Source organism: Bradyrhizobium sp. TM102, from assembly GCF_009176685.1.
In the GTDB taxonomy this organism is placed as follows: Bacteria; Pseudomonadota; Alphaproteobacteria; order Rhizobiales; family Xanthobacteraceae; genus Bradyrhizobium; species Bradyrhizobium ottawaense.
On sequence record NZ_AP021855.1, the window covers coordinates 1683590 to 1704077 of the forward strand.

Annotated in this window: 21 protein-coding genes; 15 read left to right on the forward strand and 6 right to left on the reverse strand. The window is 64.3% G+C overall.

Annotated features, from left to right (window positions below; genetic code table 11):
* Positions 1-9: 9 nt before the first annotated feature.
* Positions 10-1608 carry a DEAD/DEAH box helicase gene (locus GDN70_RS07890; RefSeq protein ID WP_050995607.1) on the reverse strand — a complete coding sequence of 533 codons (1599 nt, stop codon included), beginning with the start codon at positions 1606-1608 and terminating at the stop codon, positions 10-12.
* A 480-nt stretch (positions 1609-2088) separates the two neighbouring features.
* On the opposite strand from GDN70_RS07890, the gene urtA reads away from it, so the two are divergent.
* The 15 genes from urtA to GDN70_RS07965 all read left to right on the forward strand — a co-directional run bounded on the left by urtA (position 2089) and on the right by GDN70_RS07965 (position 16138).
* Entirely contained in the window at positions 2089-3411 is a 1323-nt protein-coding gene (gene urtA, locus GDN70_RS07895; RefSeq protein WP_026202068.1) for an urea ABC transporter substrate-binding protein, read from the forward strand.
* Positions 3412-3495: 84 nt separating this feature from the next.
* Complete coding sequence (urtB, locus tag GDN70_RS07900; protein ID WP_028142091.1) at positions 3496-5103, forward strand: urea ABC transporter permease subunit UrtB; 1608 nt, start codon at positions 3496-3498, stop codon at positions 5101-5103.
* On the forward strand, positions 5100-6269 hold the full coding sequence (gene urtC, locus GDN70_RS07905; protein ID WP_028142090.1) for an urea ABC transporter permease subunit UrtC: 1170 nt from the start codon (positions 5100-5102) through the stop codon (positions 6267-6269). Before urtB ends, urtC begins: the two co-directional genes overlap by 4 nt.
* Before the next feature lie 6 nt (positions 6270-6275).
* Positions 6276-7037, forward strand: a complete 762-nt coding sequence (gene urtD, locus GDN70_RS07910; protein ID WP_028142089.1) for an urea ABC transporter ATP-binding protein UrtD — start codon at positions 6276-6278, stop codon at positions 7035-7037.
* A gap of 3 nt (positions 7038-7040) precedes the next feature.
* Positions 7041-7736 (forward strand): urea ABC transporter ATP-binding subunit UrtE, encoded by a 696-nt coding sequence (urtE, locus tag GDN70_RS07915; protein ID WP_018318770.1) that lies wholly within the window; start codon positions 7041-7043, stop codon positions 7734-7736.
* A gap of 32 nt (positions 7737-7768) precedes the next feature.
* Positions 7769-8599, forward strand: coding sequence for an urease accessory protein UreD (locus tag GDN70_RS07920; RefSeq protein WP_028142088.1), 831 nt, complete (start codon positions 7769-7771; stop codon positions 8597-8599).
* Positions 8600-8636: 37 nt separating this feature from the next.
* The gene (locus tag GDN70_RS07925) at positions 8637-8939 is read left to right on the forward strand and encodes an urease subunit gamma (RefSeq protein ID WP_028142087.1); all 303 of its coding nucleotides are present in this window, start codon (positions 8637-8639) and stop codon (positions 8937-8939) included.
* 112 nt (positions 8940-9051) lie between these two features.
* On the forward strand, positions 9052-9357 hold the full coding sequence (locus GDN70_RS07930; protein WP_035708642.1) for an urease subunit beta: 306 nt from the start codon (positions 9052-9054) through the stop codon (positions 9355-9357).
* 57 nt (positions 9358-9414) lie between these two features.
* Positions 9415-9954, forward strand: coding sequence for an HD domain-containing protein (locus GDN70_RS07935; RefSeq protein ID WP_038971343.1), 540 nt, complete (start codon positions 9415-9417; stop codon positions 9952-9954).
* Between the two features lie 34 nt (positions 9955-9988).
* Positions 9989-11704: an urease subunit alpha gene (gene ureC, locus GDN70_RS07940; protein WP_097668322.1), complete on the forward strand. Its 1716-nt coding sequence runs from the start codon at positions 9989-9991 to the stop codon at positions 11702-11704.
* Positions 11705-11846: 142 nt separating this feature from the next.
* A complete protein-coding gene (locus GDN70_RS07945) occupies positions 11847-12146 on the forward strand; it encodes a putative quinol monooxygenase (protein WP_018318764.1) in 300 nt (99 codons plus the stop codon).
* A 14-nt stretch (positions 12147-12160) separates the two neighbouring features.
* Positions 12161-12811, forward strand: coding sequence for an urease accessory protein UreE (locus tag GDN70_RS07950; protein WP_028142083.1), 651 nt, complete (start codon positions 12161-12163; stop codon positions 12809-12811).
* Entirely contained in the window at positions 12792-13520 is a 729-nt protein-coding gene (locus tag GDN70_RS07955) for an urease accessory protein UreF (RefSeq protein WP_080670166.1), read from the forward strand. The genes GDN70_RS07950 and GDN70_RS07955 overlap by 20 nt, the downstream gene beginning before the upstream one ends.
* 39 nt (positions 13521-13559) lie before the next feature.
* On the forward strand, positions 13560-14183 hold the full coding sequence (gene ureG / locus GDN70_RS07960; protein ID WP_008131868.1) for an urease accessory protein UreG: 624 nt from the start codon (positions 13560-13562) through the stop codon (positions 14181-14183).
* Between the two features lie 296 nt (positions 14184-14479).
* Entirely contained in the window at positions 14480-16138 is a 1659-nt protein-coding gene (locus GDN70_RS07965) for an HWE histidine kinase domain-containing protein (protein ID WP_028142081.1), read from the forward strand.
* A gap of 65 nt (positions 16139-16203) precedes the next feature.
* Here the strand turns inward: GDN70_RS07965 and GDN70_RS07970 are convergent, their stop codons facing one another.
* The 5 genes from GDN70_RS07970 to GDN70_RS07990 all read right to left on the reverse strand — a co-directional run bounded on the left by GDN70_RS07970 (position 16204) and on the right by GDN70_RS07990 (position 20340).
* Positions 16204-16812, reverse strand: a complete 609-nt coding sequence (locus GDN70_RS07970; RefSeq protein WP_038971346.1) for a TetR/AcrR family transcriptional regulator — start codon at positions 16810-16812, stop codon at positions 16204-16206.
* Positions 16813-16896: 84 nt separating this feature from the next.
* Positions 16897-18039 (reverse strand): OpgC domain-containing protein, encoded by a 1143-nt coding sequence (locus tag GDN70_RS07975; protein WP_028142079.1) that lies wholly within the window; start codon positions 18037-18039, stop codon positions 16897-16899.
* Between the two features lie 189 nt (positions 18040-18228).
* Complete coding sequence (locus GDN70_RS07980; RefSeq protein WP_038950047.1) at positions 18229-18684, reverse strand: hypothetical protein; 456 nt, start codon at positions 18682-18684, stop codon at positions 18229-18231.
* 93 nt (positions 18685-18777) lie between these two features.
* A complete protein-coding gene (locus GDN70_RS07985; protein WP_028142077.1) occupies positions 18778-19149 on the reverse strand; it encodes a YqjD family protein in 372 nt (123 codons plus the stop codon).
* Between the two features lie 78 nt (positions 19150-19227).
* A complete protein-coding gene (locus tag GDN70_RS07990; protein ID WP_028142076.1) occupies positions 19228-20340 on the reverse strand; it encodes an AI-2E family transporter in 1113 nt (370 codons plus the stop codon).
* Between the last annotated feature and the right edge of the window lie 148 nt (positions 20341-20488).

Consider the following 20488-nt stretch of genomic DNA (forward strand, 5'->3'; position numbering starts at 1 on the left):
CGTGGACGGCTAGTGCGAATAGGGTTTGCGGTTCGGTTGGCCGTTCGGCCGACTCTCACGGCGCAAAAAGGCAACGCCTTGTATCCCATCAGCTGCCCCGGCGCTATGCGCGGAACGCTGTTCTGGACGACTGCCTGCAGAAGAATGCGGCTTCCCGCCAGAGCGTGGACGACGAGACCCCTTTGAGCCCTTCGGGCCATTGCCGGGCCGCCCGTCAGCATGTCGCGCTTCGCCGCCATGTCGGCCTTCACCGGGGCGTCCATCGCCGTGCTTGCCGGCGCTATGGTGGCGTCCGTCGGAATGTCGTTCGTCGCTACGGCGCCCGTCACCGTGGCGTCCCTCGCCGTGCCTTGCGCCTTGCGGACGTTGGCCCGGGCGGCCTCCGCGGCCCTGTCGTTGCTGCGGCGCGGGAGGACCCGCATCGCGGCGGCCGGCGTCGGTGCGGAGATCTTCGCGCGGCAATGCCACCTTGATCAGCCGTTCGATGTCACGGAGATAGCTGAGTTCCTCGCCGCCCGCGACCAGCGAGATCGCGGTGCCGTCGGCGCCGGCGCGCGCGGTGCGGCCGATGCGGTGGACGTAGGTTTCCGGCACGTTGGGCAGGTCGAAATTGATGACGTGGCTGATGCCGTCGACGTCGATGCCGCGGGCGGCGATGTCGGTGGCGACCAGGGTGCGGATCTCGCCCGAGCGGAACTGGGCCAGCGTCCGTTCGCGATGGTTCTGCGACTTGTTACCGTGGATGGCGCTGGCGGGGATGCCGGCCTTCTCGAGTGACTTCACCACCTTGTCCGCGCCGTGCTTGGTGCGGGTGAAGACCAGGGCGCGGTTGACCGGCTCGTCCTTCAGAAGCTTGGTCAGGAAGGCGGGCTTGGCGGAGAAATCGACCTGGACGATGCGTTGATTGATGCGCTCGGCGGTCGAGGAGACCGGGGTCACCGCGACGCGGGCGGGGTCCCGCAGCATCGCGTTCGCCAGCTCGGCGATGTCCTTCGGCATGGTGGCCGAGAAGAACAGCGTCTGCCGCTTGATCGGCAGCTTGGCGACGATTTTGCGGATGTCGTTGATGAAGCCCATGTCGAGCATGCGGTCGGCCTCGTCGAGCACGAGGAACTCGACGCTCGACAGTTTCAGCCCGTTGCTCTGCACGAGGTCGAGCAGGCGGCCGGGGGTGGCGACCAGCACTTCGACGCCCTGCATCAGCGAGCGGACCTGACGGCCCATCGGAACGCCGCCGATGGCGAGCGTCGAGGACAGGCGGATGTGACGGCCATAGGCGTTGAAGCTGTCGAGGATCTGGCCGGACAACTCGCGGGTCGGCGACAACACCAGGACGCGGGTCGTCTTGGGCTGCGGCTTGATACGGTGCTCAAGCAGGCGGTGCAGGATCGGCAGTGCGAAGGACGCGGTCTTGCCGGTACCGGTCTGGGCGATACCGACGACGTCGCGGCCGGTCAGCGCCGTGGGAATGGTCTGGGCCTGGATGGGGGTGGGGGTGACGTAATTCTCTTCTTGAAGAGCGCGCGCGATGGGTTCGGCGAGGCCGAAGTCCTGAAACGAAGTCAAAAGAGGGGTTCTTTCCATGTCAAAAGCGGGCGCCCGGCGCATTCAGCGCGGCGCACGCAAAAGGGTGTCGAGAAGACACCTGCGTGTTTGGGGTGTCGGATGGCTTGGGAGATATGGGGCAAGCCAGAGGCCCGTAAGGGCTTAAGAACACGCGGCTCGCAACGACCCCGTGATTCGCAAGAGGTCTCGGCCGCTTATATGGAACATCGAGGGGGCGCTTTCAAGGCAAGCTCGCTCAAAATGGCGATTGCGGTGCAGAAATAGTTATGCCGGAAATTTAGCCAGAACGGCCATTTTGCTCAGAAAATGACCAGCCTGCCGCTTTGGCATACATTTGGATGGCTCAATTTTTAGGCTGTCTTGAGGTCGGGATACTTTGATTTCGGCCAGTTTTGTTAGCAAAACCAATTGGTTGGAAGGTGCCCAGGCCATGGCATGGTTCTTGCGAATCCGTTAATCGCAGGCGGCCGTGGGGCCGTTTCGCAGCGTTTTTCACGTCTGCGTCAGGGAGATGAGACACTCATGTTTAGCAAATCCACTCACGATATAGCGGCGTCATTTAGCCGCCGCGGCGTGCTCGCCGCGACCGCCGGACTGGTGCTGGGTCTGGCTTCATTGACTGGCGCGAAGGCCGCGGATGACACCATCAAGGTCGGCGTGCTGCACTCCCTTTCCGGCACCATGGCCATCAGCGAAACCACGCTGAAGGACACCATCCTTTTCCTGATCGACGAGCAGAACAAGAAGGGCGGCGTTCTCGGCAAGAAGCTCGAGGCCGTCGTCGTCGACCCCGCGTCGAACTGGCCGCTGTTCGCCGAAAAGGCGCGCGAGCTGATCACCAAGGACAAGGTCTCGGTCGTGTTCGGCTGCTGGACCTCGGTGTCGCGCAAGTCGGTGCTGCCCGTCTTCAAGGAGCTGAACAACATCCTGTTCTACCCCGTGCAGTACGAGGGTGAGGAGAGCGAGCGCAACGTGTTCTACACGGGTGCGGCGCCGAACCAGCAGGCGATCCCCGCCGTCGATTACCTGATGAAGGACGAGAAGGTGAAGCGCTGGGTGCTCGCGGGCACCGACTACGTCTATCCGCGCACCACCAACAAGATCCTGGAAGCCTATCTGAAGTCGAAGGGTGTCGCCCAGGAAGACATCATGATCAACTACACGCCGTTCGGTCACTCCGACTGGCAGACGATCGTGGCCGACATCAAAAAGTTCGGCTCGGCCGGCAAGAAGACCGCGGTGGTCTCGACCATCAACGGCGACGCCAACGTTCCCTTCTACAAGGAACTCGGCAACCAGGGCATCAAGGCGAAGGACATCCCGGTCGTCGCGTTCTCGGTGGGTGAAGAAGAGCTCGCCGGCATCGACACCAAGCCGCTGGTCGGCCATCTTGCCGCCTGGAACTACTTCCAGTCGATCAAGTCGCCGGAGAACGAGAAGTTCATCAAGGCATGGCAGGCCTACACCAAGAACCCGAAGCGCGTGACCAACGATCCGATGGAAGCGCACGTGATCGGCTTCGACATGTGGGTCAAGGCGGTCGAGAAGGTGAAGTCGACTGATCCGGACAAGGTGATCGACGCTCTCCCGGGCATCGAAGCCAAGAACCTGACCGGCGGCGTGTCGAAGATGCTGCCGAACCACCACATCACCAAGCCGGTGTTCATCGGCGAGATCAAGGGCAACGGCCAGTTCGACGTGGTCTGGAAGACCCCGGGTCTCGTCGCGGGCGATGCCTGGTCGAAGGAACTGGACGGCTCCAAGGACCTGGTCGGCGACTGGGTCGGCAAGAAGTGCGGCAACTTCAACACCAAGACCAACAAGTGCCTCGGTTCGGGCTCCTGATCCTGATCTGACACGCCATAGCACGCCCGGAGAAGGCGGCGATCCCGCCGCCTTCTCCACTCATTTCTGCCGGGGTCATTCACAGTGCCAGCCCATTTGTCCGCGCGCCTCTGCTCGCTTGCGCTCTCGTTGTTCCTGATCGCGTTCGCGCTGCCGGCCCTCGCCGGTCCGTTCGAGGATGCGGTCGCCAAATTCGCCAACGATGATTATTCCGATACGGACGAGGCGATCGGCGTGGTCGCAAGCAGCGGCAATCCGCTGGCTTTCCCCATCATCAGTGCGCTTCAGGACGGCCGCCTGATGGCCGACCCTGACAGCAAGAAGGTTTACGTCACCGGTACCGACGGCAAGTCGATCGACGCCGCGACCGGCCAGGCGGTGGCCAGCGTTCCCGACAGCGCGAGCGCAGTTCGCCTCAACAACCGCCTGCGCCGCAGCGTCGACGCAGCTCTCGGCAGCCTGACGCTCCAGTCGCCGGACGTCGGAACACGGCTGCAGGCCGCGCAATCCGTCTTCAAGTCGCATGAGGAGACCGCGCTCGAGCCGGTCGATGCCGCGCTCGCCAAGGAAACCAACAGATCCGTCAAGGCTGCGCTCGGCGACGCCCGCGCGGCCATCCTGCTGTTCAAGCCTGATGCCACCGAGGTCGAGAAGCTGGAGGCGGTGGCCACCCTCAAGGGGCGCGGCGACCAGGAGGCACTGGCCCTGCTCACAGGCATGGGCGACCAGCCGGCGTCGGTGACCAAGGCTGCCGCGAGCGCGATCGGCTCGATCCAGAACTCGCTCGCGGTCTGGTCCATGGTGCAGAACGCCTGGTACGGCCTCTCGCTCGGCTCGGTGCTGCTGCTCGCCGCGATCGGGCTCGCCATCACCTTCGGTGTGATGGGCGTGATCAACATGGCGCATGGCGAGATGGTGATGATCGGGGCCTACACCACCTTCGCGGTGCAGGAGGTGATCCGCACCCGCTATCCCGGCCTGTTCGACTATTCGCTGCTGATCGCGGTGCCGCTGGCCTTTGTCGTCGCCGGCGCGATCGGCGTGCTGATCGAGCGCAGCATCATCCGTTTCCTCTACGGTCGTCCGCTGGAGACGCTGCTCGCGACCTGGGGCCTGTCGCTGGTGCTGCAGCAGGCCGTGCGCACCATGTTCGGCCCGACCAACCGCGAGGTCGGCAATCCCTCCTGGATGAGCGGCGCCTTCGAGCTCGGCCAGATCACCATCACCTATAACCGGCTCTGGATCCTCGTGTTCACGCTCGCCGTGTTCGCGATCCTGCTCGCGATGCTGCGCTACACGGCGCTCGGCCTCGAGATGCGCGCGGTGACGCAGAACCGCCGCATGGCGGCCTCGATGGGCATCGCCACCTCGCGCGTCGACGCGCTGACCTTCGGGCTCGGCTCCGGCATTGCCGGCATCGCCGGCGTGGCGCTGTCGCAGATCGACAATGTCAGCCCCAATCTCGGCCAGAGCTACATCATCGACAGCTTCATGGTCGTTGTGTTCGGCGGCGTCGGCAATCTCTGGGGCACGCTGGTCGGCGCCTTCACGCTCGGCATCGCCAACAAGTTCCTGGAGCCGGTCGCCGGCGCCGTGCTCGGCAAGATCGCCATCCTGGTTCTCATCATCCTGTTCATTCAAAAGCGCCCGCGCGGCCTGTTCGCGCTCAAGGGCCGTGCGGTGGAAGCATGACCCCTCACATGCTGACGCGATCGCTGGACCGCAGCGCGACGATCTTCCTTGCCGTCGTCGCGGCCTGCGGCATCCTCATCCCGCTCTCCAATTTGCTGCTGCCCGCGGGCTCGTTCCTGCAGGTGCCGACCTATCTGGTCGCGCTCTGGGGCAAATATGTCTGCTACGCGATCCTCGCGCTTTCGATCGATTTGATCTGGGGCTATTGCGGCATTCTCTCGCTCGGCCACGGCGCCTTCTTCGCGCTCGGCGGCTACGCCATGGGGATGTATCTGATGCGGCAAATCGGCACCCGCGGCGTCTACGGCAATCCGATCCTGCCCGACTTCATGGTGTTCCTGAACTATTCGAAGCTGCCCTGGACCTGGTACGGCTTCGACATGTTCTGGTTCGCGGCGCTGATGGTGCTGCTCGTGCCCGGCCTGCTCGCCTTCTGCTTCGGGTGGCTCGCGTTCCGCTCCCGCGTCACCGGCGTGTATCTGTCGATCATCACCCAGGCGATGACCTATGCGCTGCTGCTTGCCTTCTTCCGCAACGACTTCGGCTTCGGGGGCAACAACGGCCTGACCGACTTCAAGGACATCCTGGGCTTCAACGTGCAGGCGGAGGGCACCCGCGCCGCGCTGTTTGCGCTGAGCTGTCTGGCACTGATCGCAGGCTTCCTGATCTGCCGCGCGATCGTCTCCTCCAAGCTCGGCAAGGTGCTGATCGCGGTGCGTGATGCGGAGTCGCGCACGCGCTTCCTCGGCTACCGCGTCGAATCCTACAAGCTGTTCGTGTTCACGGTGTCGGCCTGCATGGCCGGCGTCGCCGGCGCGCTCTACGTGCCGCAGGTCGGCATCATCAATCCTAGCGAATTCGCGCCCGGCAATTCGATCGAGGCGGTGATCTGGGTCGCGGTCGGCGGCCGCGGCACGCTGGTCGGCGCCGCGCTCGGGGCCGTCGTCGTCAACTACGCCAAGACGTTTTTCACCTCGGGCGTGCTCGCGCCGTACTGGCTGTTCATGCTGGGCGCATTGTTCATCCTGGTGACGCTGCTGCTGCCGAAGGGCATTGTCGGCACCTTCAACGCCTGGTGGGACCAGTCGAAAGAAAAACGCAACGCCGCGACCACCGTGAGCGCTGCGGCCGAGGACGGCGTCACCGAACCCAAGATGGCGGAGTAGGCGCAAATGAACGTCATGGACAACCGCGCAACCTCCGCGATGCTCTATCTCGACGGCGTGCACGTCTCCTTCGACGGTTTCCACGCCATCAACAATCTGTCGCTGACGCTCGAGCCCGGCGAGATGCGCGCCATCATCGGCCCGAACGGCGCCGGCAAGACCACGATGATGGACATCATCACCGGCAAGACCAAGCCCGACGAGGGTACGGTGCTGTTCGACGGCGTCACCGATCTGACGCGGCTGGACGAGACCCGCATCGCCGAGCTCGGCATCGGCCGCAAGTTCCAGAAACCGACCGTGTTCGAGAGCCAAACCGTGCAGGACAACCTCCTGCTCGCGCTCAATGTCGACCACAGCGTCAAGGGCACGCTGTTCTGGCGCGGCAGCAAGGCCGAGTCCGAGCGCATCGACAAGGTGCTGGAGACGATCCGTCTCACCGAGGCCCGCAACCGCTTCGCCGGCAGCCTCAGCCACGGCCAGAAGCAGTGGCTCGAGATCGGCATGCTGCTGGCGCAGGACCCAAAACTGCTCCTCGTCGACGAGCCCGTCGCGGGGATGACCGACGTCGAGACGCATCTGACTGCCGAGCTGCTGAAAGAGATCAACAAGACCCACACCGTGATGGTGGTCGAGCACGACATGACCTTCGTGCGCGAGCTCGGCGTCAAGGTCACCTGTCTGCACGAAGGCACCGTGCTGGCCGAAGGAACCATCGACCAGGTCTCGTCCAACGAGCGGGTCATCGAAGTCTATCTGGGACGCTGAGCGATGCTTGAGGTCAAGGATATCAATCTGTTCTACGGCGCGGCGCAGGCGCTGCGCGGCGTCTCGATCTCGGCCGAGCCGGGCAAGGTGACCTGCGTGCTCGGGCGCAACGGCGTCGGCAAGACCTCGCTCTTGCGCGCCATGGTCGGGCAATATCCGATTTCGTCGGGCGCGATCGTGCTCGACGGCAGCGACATCACCGGCCTGAAGCCCTATGAGCGGGCGCGCAAGGGCATCGGCTTCGTGCCGCAGGGCCGCGAGATCTTCCCGCTGCTGACGGTCGAGGAGAACCTCAAGACCGGCTTCGGCCCGCTCAAGCGCGAGGACAAGCATATTCCGGACGACGTGTTCTCGCTGTTTCCGGTGCTGCAATCCATGCTCGGCCGGCGCGGTGGCGATCTCTCCGGCGGCCAGCAGCAGCAGCTCGCGATCGGTCGCGCGCTGGTGATGCGGCCGAAATTGCTGCTCCTCGACGAGCCGACCGAGGGCATCCAGCCTTCGATCATCAAGGACATCGGCCGCGCCATCTCCTATTTGCGCAACCTCGGCAACATCGCCATCGTGCTGGTCGAACAATATCTCGACTTTGCCTGCGAACTCGGCGACAGTTTTGCCGTGATGGATCGCGGCGCGGTGAAATTCACCTGCGATCGCGCCAATTTGGACGCGAGCGAGATCAGCCGCCAGATGGCGCTGTAAGAAGTTCTGTCGCGATCGGCTGGGGGAGGCGGATGCGCAGCGACGTTTCGGTCACGTCAGGGGTTTTCGAGGCAAACCGTGCCCGCGGCGCGGTGCGTTTCGACGTCCATGCGCGTGACGGCGTGACGCGGCGCGGCGTCTTGCATGAATCCGGCTCGCTGCGCGTGCGCTTTCCCTCGCCGGAAGGCGAGGGGCTCTCCGGCGTGTTCGTCAACACGGCAGGCGGCGTTGCCGGTGGCGACAGTTTCGATATCAACATCACGGCGGGCCAAGGCTCGCGCCTGACGCTGACGACCGCCGCCGCTGAAAAGGTCTATCGGGCGCCCGGGGCCGCGGCGCAGCTCAGCATTGCCTTGAAGGTCGATGCAGGTGCGCATCTGTCCTGGTTGCCGCAAGAGACCATCCTGTTTGACCGCGCCCGGGTCCACCGCCGTTTCGATATCGAGCTTGATGATGCCGCCTCGCTCCTGCTCTGCGAGATCGTGGTGTTCGGCCGCACTGCCATGGGCGAGCGGATGGAGCAGGGTGAGTTTGTCGACCGCTGGCGGCTACGGCGTGGTGGCAGGCTGGTGTTCGCCGAGACCATCAGGCTCGACGGCAATATCGGCGCAAAACTTGGGCGATCCGCCGTCGCCAAAGGCGGTGCCGCGATCGGCACGGCGCTGATCGTGCCCGGCGACGAGGCCCTGGTCGAGCGCATCCGCGAGGCGTCGGACTCATTCTCCGGCGAGGTTGGAATCTCGGCGTGGAATGGCTTTGCAATGGCCCGGTTCTGTGCCCAAGATGCGGCGCGGTTGCGGGTCGACATGATGACGGTGCTGGCGCGCACTGGAACGGCCCTGCCGCGACTCTGGCTGAACTGATTGGCCGAATTGACGTGTTGAACGGAAGAGATTCTGCATGAACCTGTCTCCCCGCGAAAAGGACAAGCTTCTGATCTCGATGGCGGCCATCGTGGCCCGCCGAAGGCTGGATCGCGGCGTCAAGCTCAACCATCCCGAGGCGATCGCGATCATTTCCGATTTCATCCTCGAAGGCGCGCGCGACGGCCGCACGGTCGCCGAGCTGATGCAATCCGGCGCTGAGGTCCTCACCCGCGACCAGGTGATGCCGGGCATTCCCGAGATGATCCACGACATCCAGGTCGAGGCGACCTTTCCGGACGGGACCAAGCTTGTCACCGTCCACGAGCCGATCAGGTAATTCGAATTCGTCATTCCGGGGCGCCCGCAGGGCGAACCCGGAATCCAGATGTTTTGGTTTCGAGATTCCGGCCTTCTCGCTGCGCGAGCCCCGGAATGACGAGGAGGATAGAATGATCCCCGGCGAACTCTTCATCCAGGACGGCGAGATCGAACTCAATGCCGGCCGCAAGACCGTGACGCTGACGGTGGCCAATACCGGTGATCGGCCGATCCAGGTCGGCTCGCACTACCATTTCTTCGAGACCAACCCGGCGCTGAAATTCGACCGCAAGAAGTCCCGCGGCATGCGCCTCGACATCGCCGCCGGCACCGCCGTCCGCTTCGAGCCCGGCCAGACCCGCGACGTCCAGCTTGTGGCCATGGCGGGCAAGAAGACGATTTACGGTTTTCGTGGTGACGTGATGGGGAAGCTGTGAACCCCACAGGAACGAGCGCGGTGTGGCACGGTTGAGGCGGAAACGGAGGTCTTTGCCATGCTGTCGCCCGTCCGCCTCGTCTCAGAAGCCGCCGAACTCGCTGCGCACCGTCACAATGGCATGGCGCGCAAGGGGCGCGGCAACGAGCCCTACATCAATCATCTCGCCGAGGTCGCGAACCTGCTGGCGACCGCGACCGACGGCGCCGATGCCGAACTGGTCGCGGCCGGCTGGCTGCATGACACCATCGAGGACACCGCCACCACGCGCGAGGAGCTGGCGCAGAAATTCTCGGAGCGTGCTGCCTCCCTCGTCGTCGAATGCACCGACGACATGAGCCTTCCCAAGGCAGAGCGGCGGCGTCTGCAGATTGTCGATGCGCCGAAGAAATCTGCTGGCGCGAAGCTGATCAAGATCGCCGACAAGATCAGCAACATCGGCGCGCGCATTCAGACCGATCCGAGTGCAGAGGAGCGCGACGATCTCGCCGACTACGCCGGCTGGGCCACGCAGGTCGTTGCGGGCTGCCGCGGCGGCAATCCCTGGCTCGATGAGAAATTCGACGACGCCGTGAAAGCAGCGAGGGCCTTGCTGTGAGGCACCAAACATTCAAACGCAAACGGGGCTTGTGATGTCCGTCAAGATAAAACGTTCCGTCTATGCCGACATGTTCGGCCCGACCACCGGTGACAGGGTGCGGCTGGCCGACACCGACCTCATCATCGAGGTCGAGAAGGATTTCACCACCTACGGCGAGGAGGTGAAGTTCGGCGGCGGCAAGGTGATCCGCGACGGCATGGGGCAGTCGCAGGTGACGAACAAGCAGGGCGCGGCCGACACCGTCATCACCAATGCGCTGATCGTCGACCACTGGGGCATCGTCAAGGCCGACGTCGCGATCAAGGACGGCATGATCGCAGGCGTTGGCAAGGCCGGCAATCCCGACATCCAGCCGGGCGTCACCATCATCATCGGTCCCGGCACCGACGTGATCGCCGGCGAAGGAAAAATCCTCACTGCCGGCGGCTTCGACAGTCACATCCATTTCATCTGCCCGCAGCAGATCGAGCACGCGCTGATGTCTGGCGTCACCTCGATGCTGGGCGGCGGCACCGGCCCATCGCACGGTACCTTCGCGACGACCTGCACGCCGGGCCCGTGGCATATGGGGCGGATGATTCAGTCGTTCGACGCCTTCCCGGTCAATCTCGGCATCTCCGGCAAGGGCAACGCATCGCGGCCCGCTGCCCTGGTCGAGATGATCAAGGCCGGCGCCTGCGCGCTGAAGCTGCACGAAGACTGGGGCACGACGCCGGCGGCGATCGACAATTGCCTGTCGGTCGCCGATGCTCACGACATCCAGGTGATGATCCATACCGATACGCTGAACGAATCCGGCTTCGTCGAAGACACGATCAAGGCGTTCAAGGGCCGCACCATCCATGCCTTCCACACCGAGGGCGCCGGCGGCGGTCACGCCCCGGATATCATCAAGGTCGCAGGGCTCAAGAACGTGCTGCCGTCCTCGACCAACCCGACGCGGCCCTTCACGCGCAACACCATCGACGAGCATCTGGACATGCTGATGGTGTGCCACCACCTCGATCCCTCGATCGCGGAGGATCTGGCATTCGCCGAGAGTCGTATCCGCAAGGAGACCATCGCGGCCGAAGACATCCTGCACGATCTCGGCGCGCTCTCGATGATGTCGTCGGACTCGCAGGCCATGGGCCGCCTCGGCGAGGTCATCATCCGGACCTGGCAGACCGCGGACAAGATGAAGAAGCAGCGCGGGTCACTGCCGCAGGACAAGGGCAAGGACAACGACAATTTTCGCGTCAAGCGCTACATCGCCAAATACACCATCAATCCCGCGATCGCGCACGGCGTGTCGAAACTGATCGGCTCGGTCGAGAAGGGCAAGCTCGCCGATCTCGTGCTGTGGTCGCCGGCCTTCTTCGGCGTCAAGCCGGATTGCATCGTCAAGGGCGGCACCATCGTCGCAGCGCCCATGGGGGATCCCAACGCCTCGATCCCGACGCCGCAGCCGGTGCATTACCAGCCGATGTTCGGCGCCTTCGGCAAGGCGCGCACCGCGTCGTCCGTGGTGTTCACCTCGAAGGCAGCGATCACCGGCGGCCTCGCGCGAAAACTCGGCATCGACAAGAAGCTCTATGCCGTGCAGAACACCCGCGGCAAGATCTCGAAAAAGAGCATGATCCACAACGACGCCACGCCCAATATCGAGGTCGATCCGGAGACCTATGAGGTCCGCGCCGACGGCGAATTGCTCACTTGCGCACCCGCCGAGGTGCTGCCCATGGCGCAGCGATATTTCATGTACTGAAAATAGCGCCTCAACGCATGTCCCCGGGATTATGTCCAGAGGGCATGTCCCGGGATGGCTTTTACGGTTTTGCGTTCGATCCTGCCTGGTCTAATGTCCCGCCCGGTATCCAACCTTAGAAGAAAAGCCGGGAGGATTTCTCGTGATCTACGTCGTTGCCACCTTGACCATCAAGCCAGAGACGCGCGCCGAATTCATTGCAGCCGCCACCGCCTGCATCAAGGAGACGCGGAAGGAGCCCGGCAATATCGCCTATGATCTGCATGAAAGCGTCACCGATCCTGCCAAGATGGTGTTCGTCGAGCAGTGGGAGAACGCCGAGGCGCTGGTGCCGCATCGTGGCATGGAGCACATGAAGACGTTCGGGCGCGTGGCGGTCAAGTGCTTCACGGCACCGCCGAAGATCGAAGTGATCACGCCCGAGAAGGTCGAGACAAGGTAACGGGGTAAAAGCGCATGATCCGGGCGACGCAGGTCAGGGGACAGCACCGCTTCACGGAAGCGCCGGCGGATACGGTGGTGCTCGATTTCGACGATCGGCACCGCCGCCGCATGGCGATGACGGGAACGCGGGGGCTCGAATTCCTGCTCGACCTGGAGCAGGCCGTCGCGCTGCGCGGCGGCGATGCGCTGGTGCTGGAGGACGGCCGGCTCGTCGAAGTGGTCGCGGCGCCCGAGCCGCTGCTGGAAATCCGCGGCCGCGATCCGCATCACCTCATTCGCGTCGGCTGGCACCTCGGCAACCGCCATCTGCCGACGCAGATCATGGCCAAGGCCTTGCGCATCCGCCGCGATCACGTCATCGAAGCCATGGTGAAGGGTCTCGGCGCGCGCGTGATCGAGATCGAGGCGCCGTTCGATCCCGAAGGCGGCGCCTATGCCGATGCCGGCCACGCGCATGGCCACGACGATCATGCGCATCATGATCACGGGCATCATCATGACCATGGTCACGATCACCATGGCCATGATCATCACGCGCATGACCACCACCCCCATGATCATGCCGCGCATGATCATGGGCACGATCATCACCATCACCACGACGAGCATTGCGACCATCCCGACCATCACCACGGCCACAAGCATGCTCATGACCACAAGTGAGTCGGTCGGCGCCGGCGACCTCGCCGAGGGCGAGGCGGCGGCGCTGTACCGGCTGATGACCTGGCTGTCGCCGGCATTCCCGGTCGGCGGCTTCTCCTATTCCAGCGGCATCGAATGGGCGGTCGAGGCGGGCGACATCGTCGATACGGCCACGCTGGCCGACTGGCTCGACGCGATGCTCGGCGACGGCTCCGGCTTTTGCGACGCGACGCTTCTGGTGCATGCCTATCGTGCTGCAGAGATGGGCGAGGATGCGACCTTGAGCGACATCGCAGAGCTCGCCGCGGCCATAGTGCCGTCGCGCGAGCGGCAGCTGGAGACGATCTCGCAGGGCCGCGCCTTCATCGACATCGCTCGCGCTGCCTGGGATGCAGACGGCCTTGATGCCATGGTTGCGGCATGCCGCACGCCACTGGTCTATCCCGTCGCGGTCGGCGTGGTTGCAGCTAAGCACGGCGTGGCGCTGGCGCCGACGTTGCACGCGTTCCTGCATGCGCTGGTGTCCAACTGGATTTCGGCCGCCAGTAGGCTCATTCCGCTCGGCCAGACCGACTGCCAGCGCGTGCTGGTGAGGCTGGAAGCCGCCGTTGCCGCCACCGCCAATCGTGCGTTGAACGCAGCATTGGACGATCTTGGCAGCGCGACCTTCCGCGCCGATCTCGCCAGCCTGCGGCACGAGACGCAATATACCCGGCTGTTCCGGTCGTGAGCGGTGCGACCTTTGACCCATCGAGAAAGAGCCAATGACATGTCGAAATCTCACGGCCCCTTGCGTGTCGGCGTCGGCGGTCCCGTCGGATCGGGCAAGACCGCGCTGATGGACCTGCTCTGCAAGACCATGCGCGAGCGCTATGACATTGCCGCGATCACCAACGACATCTACACCAAATGGGATGCCGAGTTCCTGGTGCGTTCGGGATCGCTGACGCCGGACCGCATTGCCGGCGTCGAGACCGGCGGCTGCCCGCACACCGCGATCCGCGAGGATGCCTCGATGAATCTCGCCGCGGTGGCGGACATGCGCGCCAAGTTTCCCGGGCTCGATCTCGTTCTGATCGAGTCCGGCGGTGACAATCTCGCTGCCACTTTTTCCCCGGAGCTGGCCGACCTGACCATCTACGTCATCGACGTGGCCGCCGGCGACAAGATCCCGTCCAAGGGCGGCCCCGGCATCACCCGGTCCGACCTGCTGGTCATCAACAAGATCGACCTCGCCCCCCATGTCGGCGCCTCCCTGGAGAAGATGGACACGGACGCCAGGCGCATGCGCGGCGAGCGCCCCTTCGTCATGACCAATCTGAAGAAGAGCGAGGGCCTTGACCGCATTGTCGGCTTCATCGAGGCCAAAGGCGGCCTGAAACGGGCGGGCTGACAGCGCGCGACGACTTGGCGCATGCTTTTTTCGCCGTTAACCCTGGGGCCGGGCCGCAACCACGGAACAAATTTCGGACACGGCGATTAACTACCTCCGGTGCCCGGGCAATTCATCCCGGCCAGACCATTGGCCGGGCGGATTAAGCTTTCCAGGCGACCCAAGTTGCGTACTGATGCCTCCTCCTTCATTATCTCTGCCACCGGGGTTCACCCTGTTTCGGCACATGGCCGTTCGAGCGGCGTACATATGCTCCTTGTTTATTGCCGACCTCCTGCTTTCGCCTGAGTAGTCGCGTGGTCCGGCTGGGTTTCATCATCGGTTTCATCGCTCTGCTCGGAGCCTTGCTCTCCGGGCTTGCGGCCTATCGCGTCCACGACCAGGAGCTGGCGCTGGATCGTATCGCGCTCGCGCGCGCGATCGACGTTCATGCCAGCCTGGTGCAGGACCGGCTCACTGAGCGCGAACTGCTCGCACGTGTCGCCTCAGGCCTGTTCCGCACACCATCAGTGATCAAGCCGAACATGCTGGAGCCGCTGCGCTCGGCCATTTACGCCTTCAAGACCGATTTCGTGGTGGCCGGCTGGATCGCCCGGCTGAAGCCGAACGAGCTTACGGCGGCGCAGGCTGCCATTGGAGGCGCCGGCTTCCCCAATCCAAAGATCCGCACCTTTGACGACAAGCCGATCAATCCGGCCGAGATCACCCAGCCGATCGACGTGCTGTTGGATCTCGAGCCGCGCAGCGACGAGACCAAGGCTCTGCCTGGCCGTAGTTACGACCAGGATCAGGTTCGCAGCGCCATGTTGACACGGGCCCGGCTCGAGAAGCGGTCGGTGGCCTCGGACCCGATTCCGCTGTTGCGCGGCAACGGGCCGGTCGGGATCATCGTGGCAGCTCCCGTCATCCCCGAGGGTGCGACCGAGCCGGCCGGGTTCGTCACGTTTTCCTACGAACTCGCCTCGCTGATGCTGACCAATGACGACATGTCGTTGTTCTCGGTCGCGCTCAGGGACCCGCGCAAGGAAGGTGGCGAGCTCGTCGCCAACGATCAGGGAATCGTCTCCACCCGCATGACGACGACGGACGGGCCGACGCCATCGGCGACGCGCACGGTGAGCTTCGGCGGCCGTGACTGGCAGCTGGGTTATTACGCGAAGACCAACTCGGCGCGTCGCGCCGAGCAGACCGCGATCATCGTGGCGGCGATCGGCTTTGCGATCACTGCGATGGTGTGCGGCCTGTTTGGCTATGTCGCCTACAACAACTTAAGGCTCAGCCGGGAAATCCAGGTCAGAATCGGCTTCGAGCGCCGGCTGACCGCGGTGATCGACGAGCTCAACCACCGGGTCAAGAATATCCTCGCGGTGATCCAGTCTATCGTGACGCGCACCTTGCGTCACGGCTCGGACATCGACGTCGCCCGCGAGCTCCTGATCGGGCGCATCCACGCCATGTCCAACGTGGTCTCGCTGCTCAGCGAGAGCCAGTGGCAGGGCGTCAAGCTGAAGGGCCTGTTCGAGGCGCGCGCCATCCCGCATGCCGACCGCATTGCCGTCACGGGTCCTGATATCGCGGTCAGCGCGCGCGCGGCGCAGAGCCTCTCGCTGCTGTTCTTCGAACTTGCCTCGCATTCCGACGAGGGCCTGTCGCTGGTCGGAAAGCATCCGCACATCACCGCTAGCTGGACCGTGACGGGCGAGGGGGCGGGCGAGGTCTTCCATTTCCGCTGGGAGGAGCTCAACACCAGCGAGGCGACCCGCCGCCCCGATTCCGATTTCGGCCTGATCCTGCTCGACCGTGTCGCCCCCGAGGCTCTCGGCGGCACCGCCAAGCGCTATTTCACCGACGCCTCCTATGTCTACGAGCTGACCGCGCCGATGGAGACGGTGGTCGACATGACCGAGCGCGACCGCACGGACAAGATCTCCGCACCGGTGAGGTCTGCGCGATAGAAGCCGCCGGCTTAAGCCTCGGACTAACCCCTTGGGCTTAACCCCTTGGGCTTAACTCCTTGGGCTTAGCCCTTGGGCCTCAACACCAGGTCGACCAGATTGCGGGCATAGGCCGGCGTGATTGGCGCGATGCCGAAGACGTAGCGATAGAACAGGCCGCCATAGATCGCGTCGTAAAGATCCTCAGCCGGCCCTTCGGCCAGGATGCTGCCGTCGTTCTGGCCCGCGGCAATCATCTCGACCAGCGCGTCGCGACGGAATTGCAGATAGCGGGCATAGAACAGCTCGGCCGAGCCGGTTTTGGAAATGCATTCGGAGATCACCGCGAGCTGGACCTTGCCGAACTCGCCCTGGAGCGCCTCGGCGTAGGCTGCGGCATGGCGGCGGGCGCGCGCCGCGGGGTTGCCGGAGCCCTCCGGAGGCAGCGGCAGCATCTGCGCGGCATGTTGAAGAAAGGCGTCGATCAAGAGCGCCTCGCGGGACGGCCACCATTTGTAGATCGTCATCTTGGAGACGCTGGAGTGGCGGGCGACCGCGTCGATGGTGGTGGCGGCAAGGCCGGTGGAAGCCATCAGCGCATAGGCGCTTTCGAGAATGGCGTTGCTGGTCTCGATCGACCGAGGCCGGCCGCGCCGGGGCGTGCTCCCGGTCTCTTCCCCCCCGCTTTTCGCCATCGCCACGCCCGGTCTCCTCACGCAGAGCTTCTCCGCATAGCGCAGCCGCCGCTTTCGGCCTAGCAGAATCGCACGGTTCTCTGGCTAGGCCTGCTGCCGCAAGGCCGTGGGGAGATCCTGCCACCTCGACCAGGCGACGTAGTAGGCCACCGCGGTCATCGCGGCGAAGCCGGCGAGGCTCACCACGATCTGCATCGCCACCAGATTGGCGCTGGTGATCAGGATGAGATGGCCCGCAAACGACAGGAACACCCCGACGCAGAACACGGCGAGCCATTCCTCGCCACATCGGATGACCGCCTGCAGCGGCTTCAATTGCAGGCCGGGATGATTGGCCGGAATGAGATGGGTCGCCAGCAAGGCGAGCGCGAGGAAGTGAATCACGCGATAGGGCGCCAGGTTTTCCTTTTCGGTCGGCGCGATGCTGTCGAGGAGCAGGTCCGGCAGGTAAGCCGACACTGCCGGCGAATGGCGCAGCAAGGTGATGGCCATCGCGAATACGAGATAGGTGCCGGCGAGAATCCGCAGCCAGGGCATGTCGCGTAGCGCGCGCCCGGGCGCGCCTGTCACGGCGAACCAGCCCCCGAGCACCATCAGCATCTGCCAGCAGAGCGGATTGAAGGTCCATTCCTGGTCCGGATAGACCCGAAAATTCCAGTCGAACCAGCGTGCGGCGAGATACAGCGCGACCGATGCCGCCAGGGTCAGGTTCGGCCACCGCAACAGACCCCACAGCGCGAACGGAAAAAAGGCCATCAGCGGGATCATCAATTGCAGGAGGTCGAGGTTCAGCGGCTCCTCCTGGAGCACGAGGCCGCGGACCAGGATCCGCAGCGGGTGCTCGAGAATGCCCGAGATATTGTATTCGTGGATGATCTCCGGCGCCATCGACTGCGAGGCGACATAGGCGATGGTGTCGATGTAGATCACGAACAGCACGACATAGGCGGCGTAGAGCCGCCAGACGCGGCGGAAGATGCGCGTCGCCGCCACGAGGTAGCCCCGTTCAAGCGCCATCCGGCCGTGGATGATGGCGACGCCATAGCCGACGACGAACACGAACAGGTCAGCCGCGCCGCTGAAGCCGAAATTGCGCAGCGTCAGCAGGTTGACGACGTTGTTCGGGATATGGTCGACGAAAACCGACCAGTTGGCGATACCGAGCGTCAGATACAGCCTGGCGTCGTGATGGAATGCGGCGAGGTTCGCCTTAACGGACGGTTTCATTGATTAAAATAGCTTTGGGAATCAGGGTGGTACTTTTAACGGCAACCGCCTGCCCATCCGAGTAGCGTTTGCGTGATGGCTGGGGGCAGCCGCGCCGTTATGGCGCGAAATTGCGCGGCGTCTTATGGACGAATTCTGTTAGATGCCCTCGGAGGACTTACAACGAAATTTTCTGACCCGCTCGGATCTCTATTCGGCCGGTTCAGCCGACGCCTCGTCGGGAACGCCCGCGCGGCTCGCCATGATGCCGAGGGCGACGCCGCCGATCGCCAGGATCGGCAGCAGCCGCTTGACGCCGATGGCACGGACGATCTGCAGCCCCGTGGCGAGCAGCATGGGATCCGCGAGCATGCTCTGCGCCGCCGACTTCGCGGCGCGCTCGGCCGCGATCTGGGCGCGCTTCCGCACCTCCCGCTTGTAGCCCCAATAAGAACCTGCCGCAGCCAGCGTCAGCAGGAAGAAGATGCCAGCGCCGGCAAGACAGGCCTGCACCGGGCCATATTTCTCCAGCACCGAGATGAAGGCAGCGGCGCAAAGGAAGCACGTCGTCACGAACAGCGCGAAGGCCGCGGCTGCGGCAAGCGAGGTCAGTCGCACCGTCGTGCCGGTGGATGCACTGATCCCATCGATGATGCGCTGAAACATGGCCCTCGCTCCTCAATTCCCCGCAAGCCAAACCGTCACGTGCCGACACCGGCAACGCGCCGGTGCCGACACCTCAACACGCGTCCGCAAATCTTACCGGCGCCAGGCGGCACCGATCAGGAAGCCGATGCCGAGCGCGAGTCCGACGGTCGCAAGCGGCCGCTGTGTGATCGCGTCTTCGAGCGTCTCCTCGATCGAGCCGTAGGCTTCCTGGGCCGCGCCCATCATTGCACTGCCGCGCTCCGACACGTCGTCGAGCGCGGTATCCATGTTTTCGCGCGCCTGGCGATAGCCGCGGCGAGCCTGCTTGCTGGTGGAATTGGCAAAGGTGTTGAGCGCGTCGGTGATCTGGTCGGTGAGGGCGGCGATATCGCTTTTCACGGCTGCTACATCCTTCTCGAGGCGTTCTCGGGTGGCTTTGTCGGTCCAGTCCTTCATCCCGGCTTCGGCATTGGTCGTGGACATCGGGAGCTCCAAACTGTTGACGGCTGAGATAGCCGGAAAACGTTTCGTCGTCGGGGAAGTTCCGTTCGCGGAAACCGGTCAATCCTGCGGCAGCTGCGGCGCATCCGCCGGCAACAGATGCTCCTTCAGGATCAGCGCGACGATCAGGAGCGGCGACGACAGGAAGGCGCCCATCGGCCCCCACAGCCAGGTCCAGAACGCGAGCGCCAGCAGCACGGCGAGCGCGTTCAGCGCCAGCCGCCGCCCGATGATCATGGGCGTGACGAAGTGCCCCTCCAGGAAGGTGAGGCCGCCGAAGGCGAGCGCCGCCATCAGGCCGCCGCTGATGGTCGGGAAGGCGACCAGCCCCACCACGATCAGAACGGCGAACATCGCGATCGGCCCGATGATCGGGATGAAGTTGAGGGTTGCGGCGAGCGCGCCGAGCCCGGCCGGATTGGGCATGCCGGTGAGCGCACAGACGAGGCCGGTGGCGACGCCGACCCCAATATTGATGAGCGTGACGGTCAAGAGGTAGTTGCCGAGATGGACCTCGATCTCGTTGAGGATCCGAAGCGTGCGCAGCCGGGCGTCGCGGTCGCTGAAGGTCATGATCAGCGCCCGACGCAGGTCGCGCCAGCTTGCGATGAACAGGATCAGGGTGACGAAGAACAGCAGGAATTCGGTAAAGGTCGGTGACAGGAATTCCAGCGTCGGCTGCACCCAATCGAATTTCGGCATCTGGAAGTTCGGCAGTCCTTCCGAGCCGCCCACCATGGCCTGCAGCTCGCGCCACAGCGCGAGCGGTCGGTCGAACACGTGCAGCTTGTCCTTCAATTGCGCGCCGAGCTCCGGCAGGCGCGTGCTCCATTCCATCGCGGGGGAGGCGATCAGCGCCACCACGAAGGCCACCACCGTGGTCACCGCGACCACGATCAGGACGGCGCCGAGCCCGCGCGGGACCTTGCTCCGTTCGAGGAAGCTGGCGGCCGGCGACAGCATGGTGCCGGTGACGAAGGCCATCACGACCGGCAGGAAGAACGCCTTGCCGACATAGAGCACGGTGACGATGGCGATCAGCAAGAGGCCGGCAAGCGCGAAGGCAACGAACTCGGTGCGACGGATCACCGGCGGCAGCTCGATATGGCTGTCGGGAAGCGGACTGCCTTCGCTGTTGCCGGGAGTCAGACGTTCACTGGGAAGGACGCGCACAATCTCTCTCCGGCACGGAAGCCTCGATCCGCGCGCCCATTGGCGACCTGACAATGCGCGGGCGGTGCGGCGGTTCCATCGCGGCTTCGTGAACACGCGCTCGCTTGACTGTGACAAGGATGCCGCGCGCAGGGCCGGAACCTGAATC

Excerpts from the sequence above, each read along its gene's own strand:
- GDN70_RS07935 (WP_038971343.1), top strand. The coding sequence starts at position 9,415 with ATGCTGTCGCCCGTCCGCCTCGTCTCAGAAGCCGCCGAACTCGCTGCG.
- GDN70_RS07930 (WP_035708642.1), top strand. The coding sequence starts at position 9,052 with ATGATCCCCGGCGAACTCTTCATCCAGGACGGCGAGATCGAACTCAAT.
- urtE (WP_018318770.1), top strand. The coding sequence starts at position 7,041 with ATGCTTGAGGTCAAGGATATCAATCTGTTCTACGGCGCGGCGCAGGCG.
- GDN70_RS07925 (WP_028142087.1), top strand. The coding sequence starts at position 8,637 with ATGAACCTGTCTCCCCGCGAAAAGGACAAGCTTCTGATCTCGATGGCG.
- ureG (WP_008131868.1), top strand. The coding sequence starts at position 13,560 with ATGTCGAAATCTCACGGCCCCTTGCGTGTCGGCGTCGGCGGTCCCGTC.
- GDN70_RS07980 (WP_038950047.1), bottom strand. The coding sequence starts at position 18,684 with ATGTTTCAGCGCATCATCGATGGGATCAGTGCATCCACCGGCACGACG.
- GDN70_RS07955 (WP_080670166.1), top strand. The coding sequence starts at position 12,792 with ATGCTCATGACCACAAGTGAGTCGGTCGGCGCCGGCGACCTCGCCGAG.
- GDN70_RS07920 (WP_028142088.1), top strand. The coding sequence starts at position 7,769 with ATGCGCAGCGACGTTTCGGTCACGTCAGGGGTTTTCGAGGCAAACCGT.
- ureC (WP_097668322.1), top strand. The coding sequence starts at position 9,989 with ATGTCCGTCAAGATAAAACGTTCCGTCTATGCCGACATGTTCGGCCCG.
- GDN70_RS07975 (WP_028142079.1), bottom strand. The coding sequence starts at position 18,039 with ATGAAACCGTCCGTTAAGGCGAACCTCGCCGCATTCCATCACGACGCC.
- urtC (WP_028142090.1), top strand. The coding sequence starts at position 5,100 with ATGACCCCTCACATGCTGACGCGATCGCTGGACCGCAGCGCGACGATC.
- GDN70_RS07890 (WP_050995607.1), bottom strand. The coding sequence starts at position 1,608 with ATGCGCCGGGCGCCCGCTTTTGACATGGAAAGAACCCCTCTTTTGACT.
- urtA (WP_026202068.1), top strand. The coding sequence starts at position 2,089 with ATGTTTAGCAAATCCACTCACGATATAGCGGCGTCATTTAGCCGCCGC.
- urtD (WP_028142089.1), top strand. The coding sequence starts at position 6,276 with ATGAACGTCATGGACAACCGCGCAACCTCCGCGATGCTCTATCTCGAC.
- GDN70_RS07950 (WP_028142083.1), top strand. The coding sequence starts at position 12,161 with ATGATCCGGGCGACGCAGGTCAGGGGACAGCACCGCTTCACGGAAGCG.
- GDN70_RS07970 (WP_038971346.1), bottom strand. The coding sequence starts at position 16,812 with ATGGCGAAAAGCGGGGGGGAAGAGACCGGGAGCACGCCCCGGCGCGGC.
- GDN70_RS07985 (WP_028142077.1), bottom strand. The coding sequence starts at position 19,149 with ATGTCCACGACCAATGCCGAAGCCGGGATGAAGGACTGGACCGACAAA.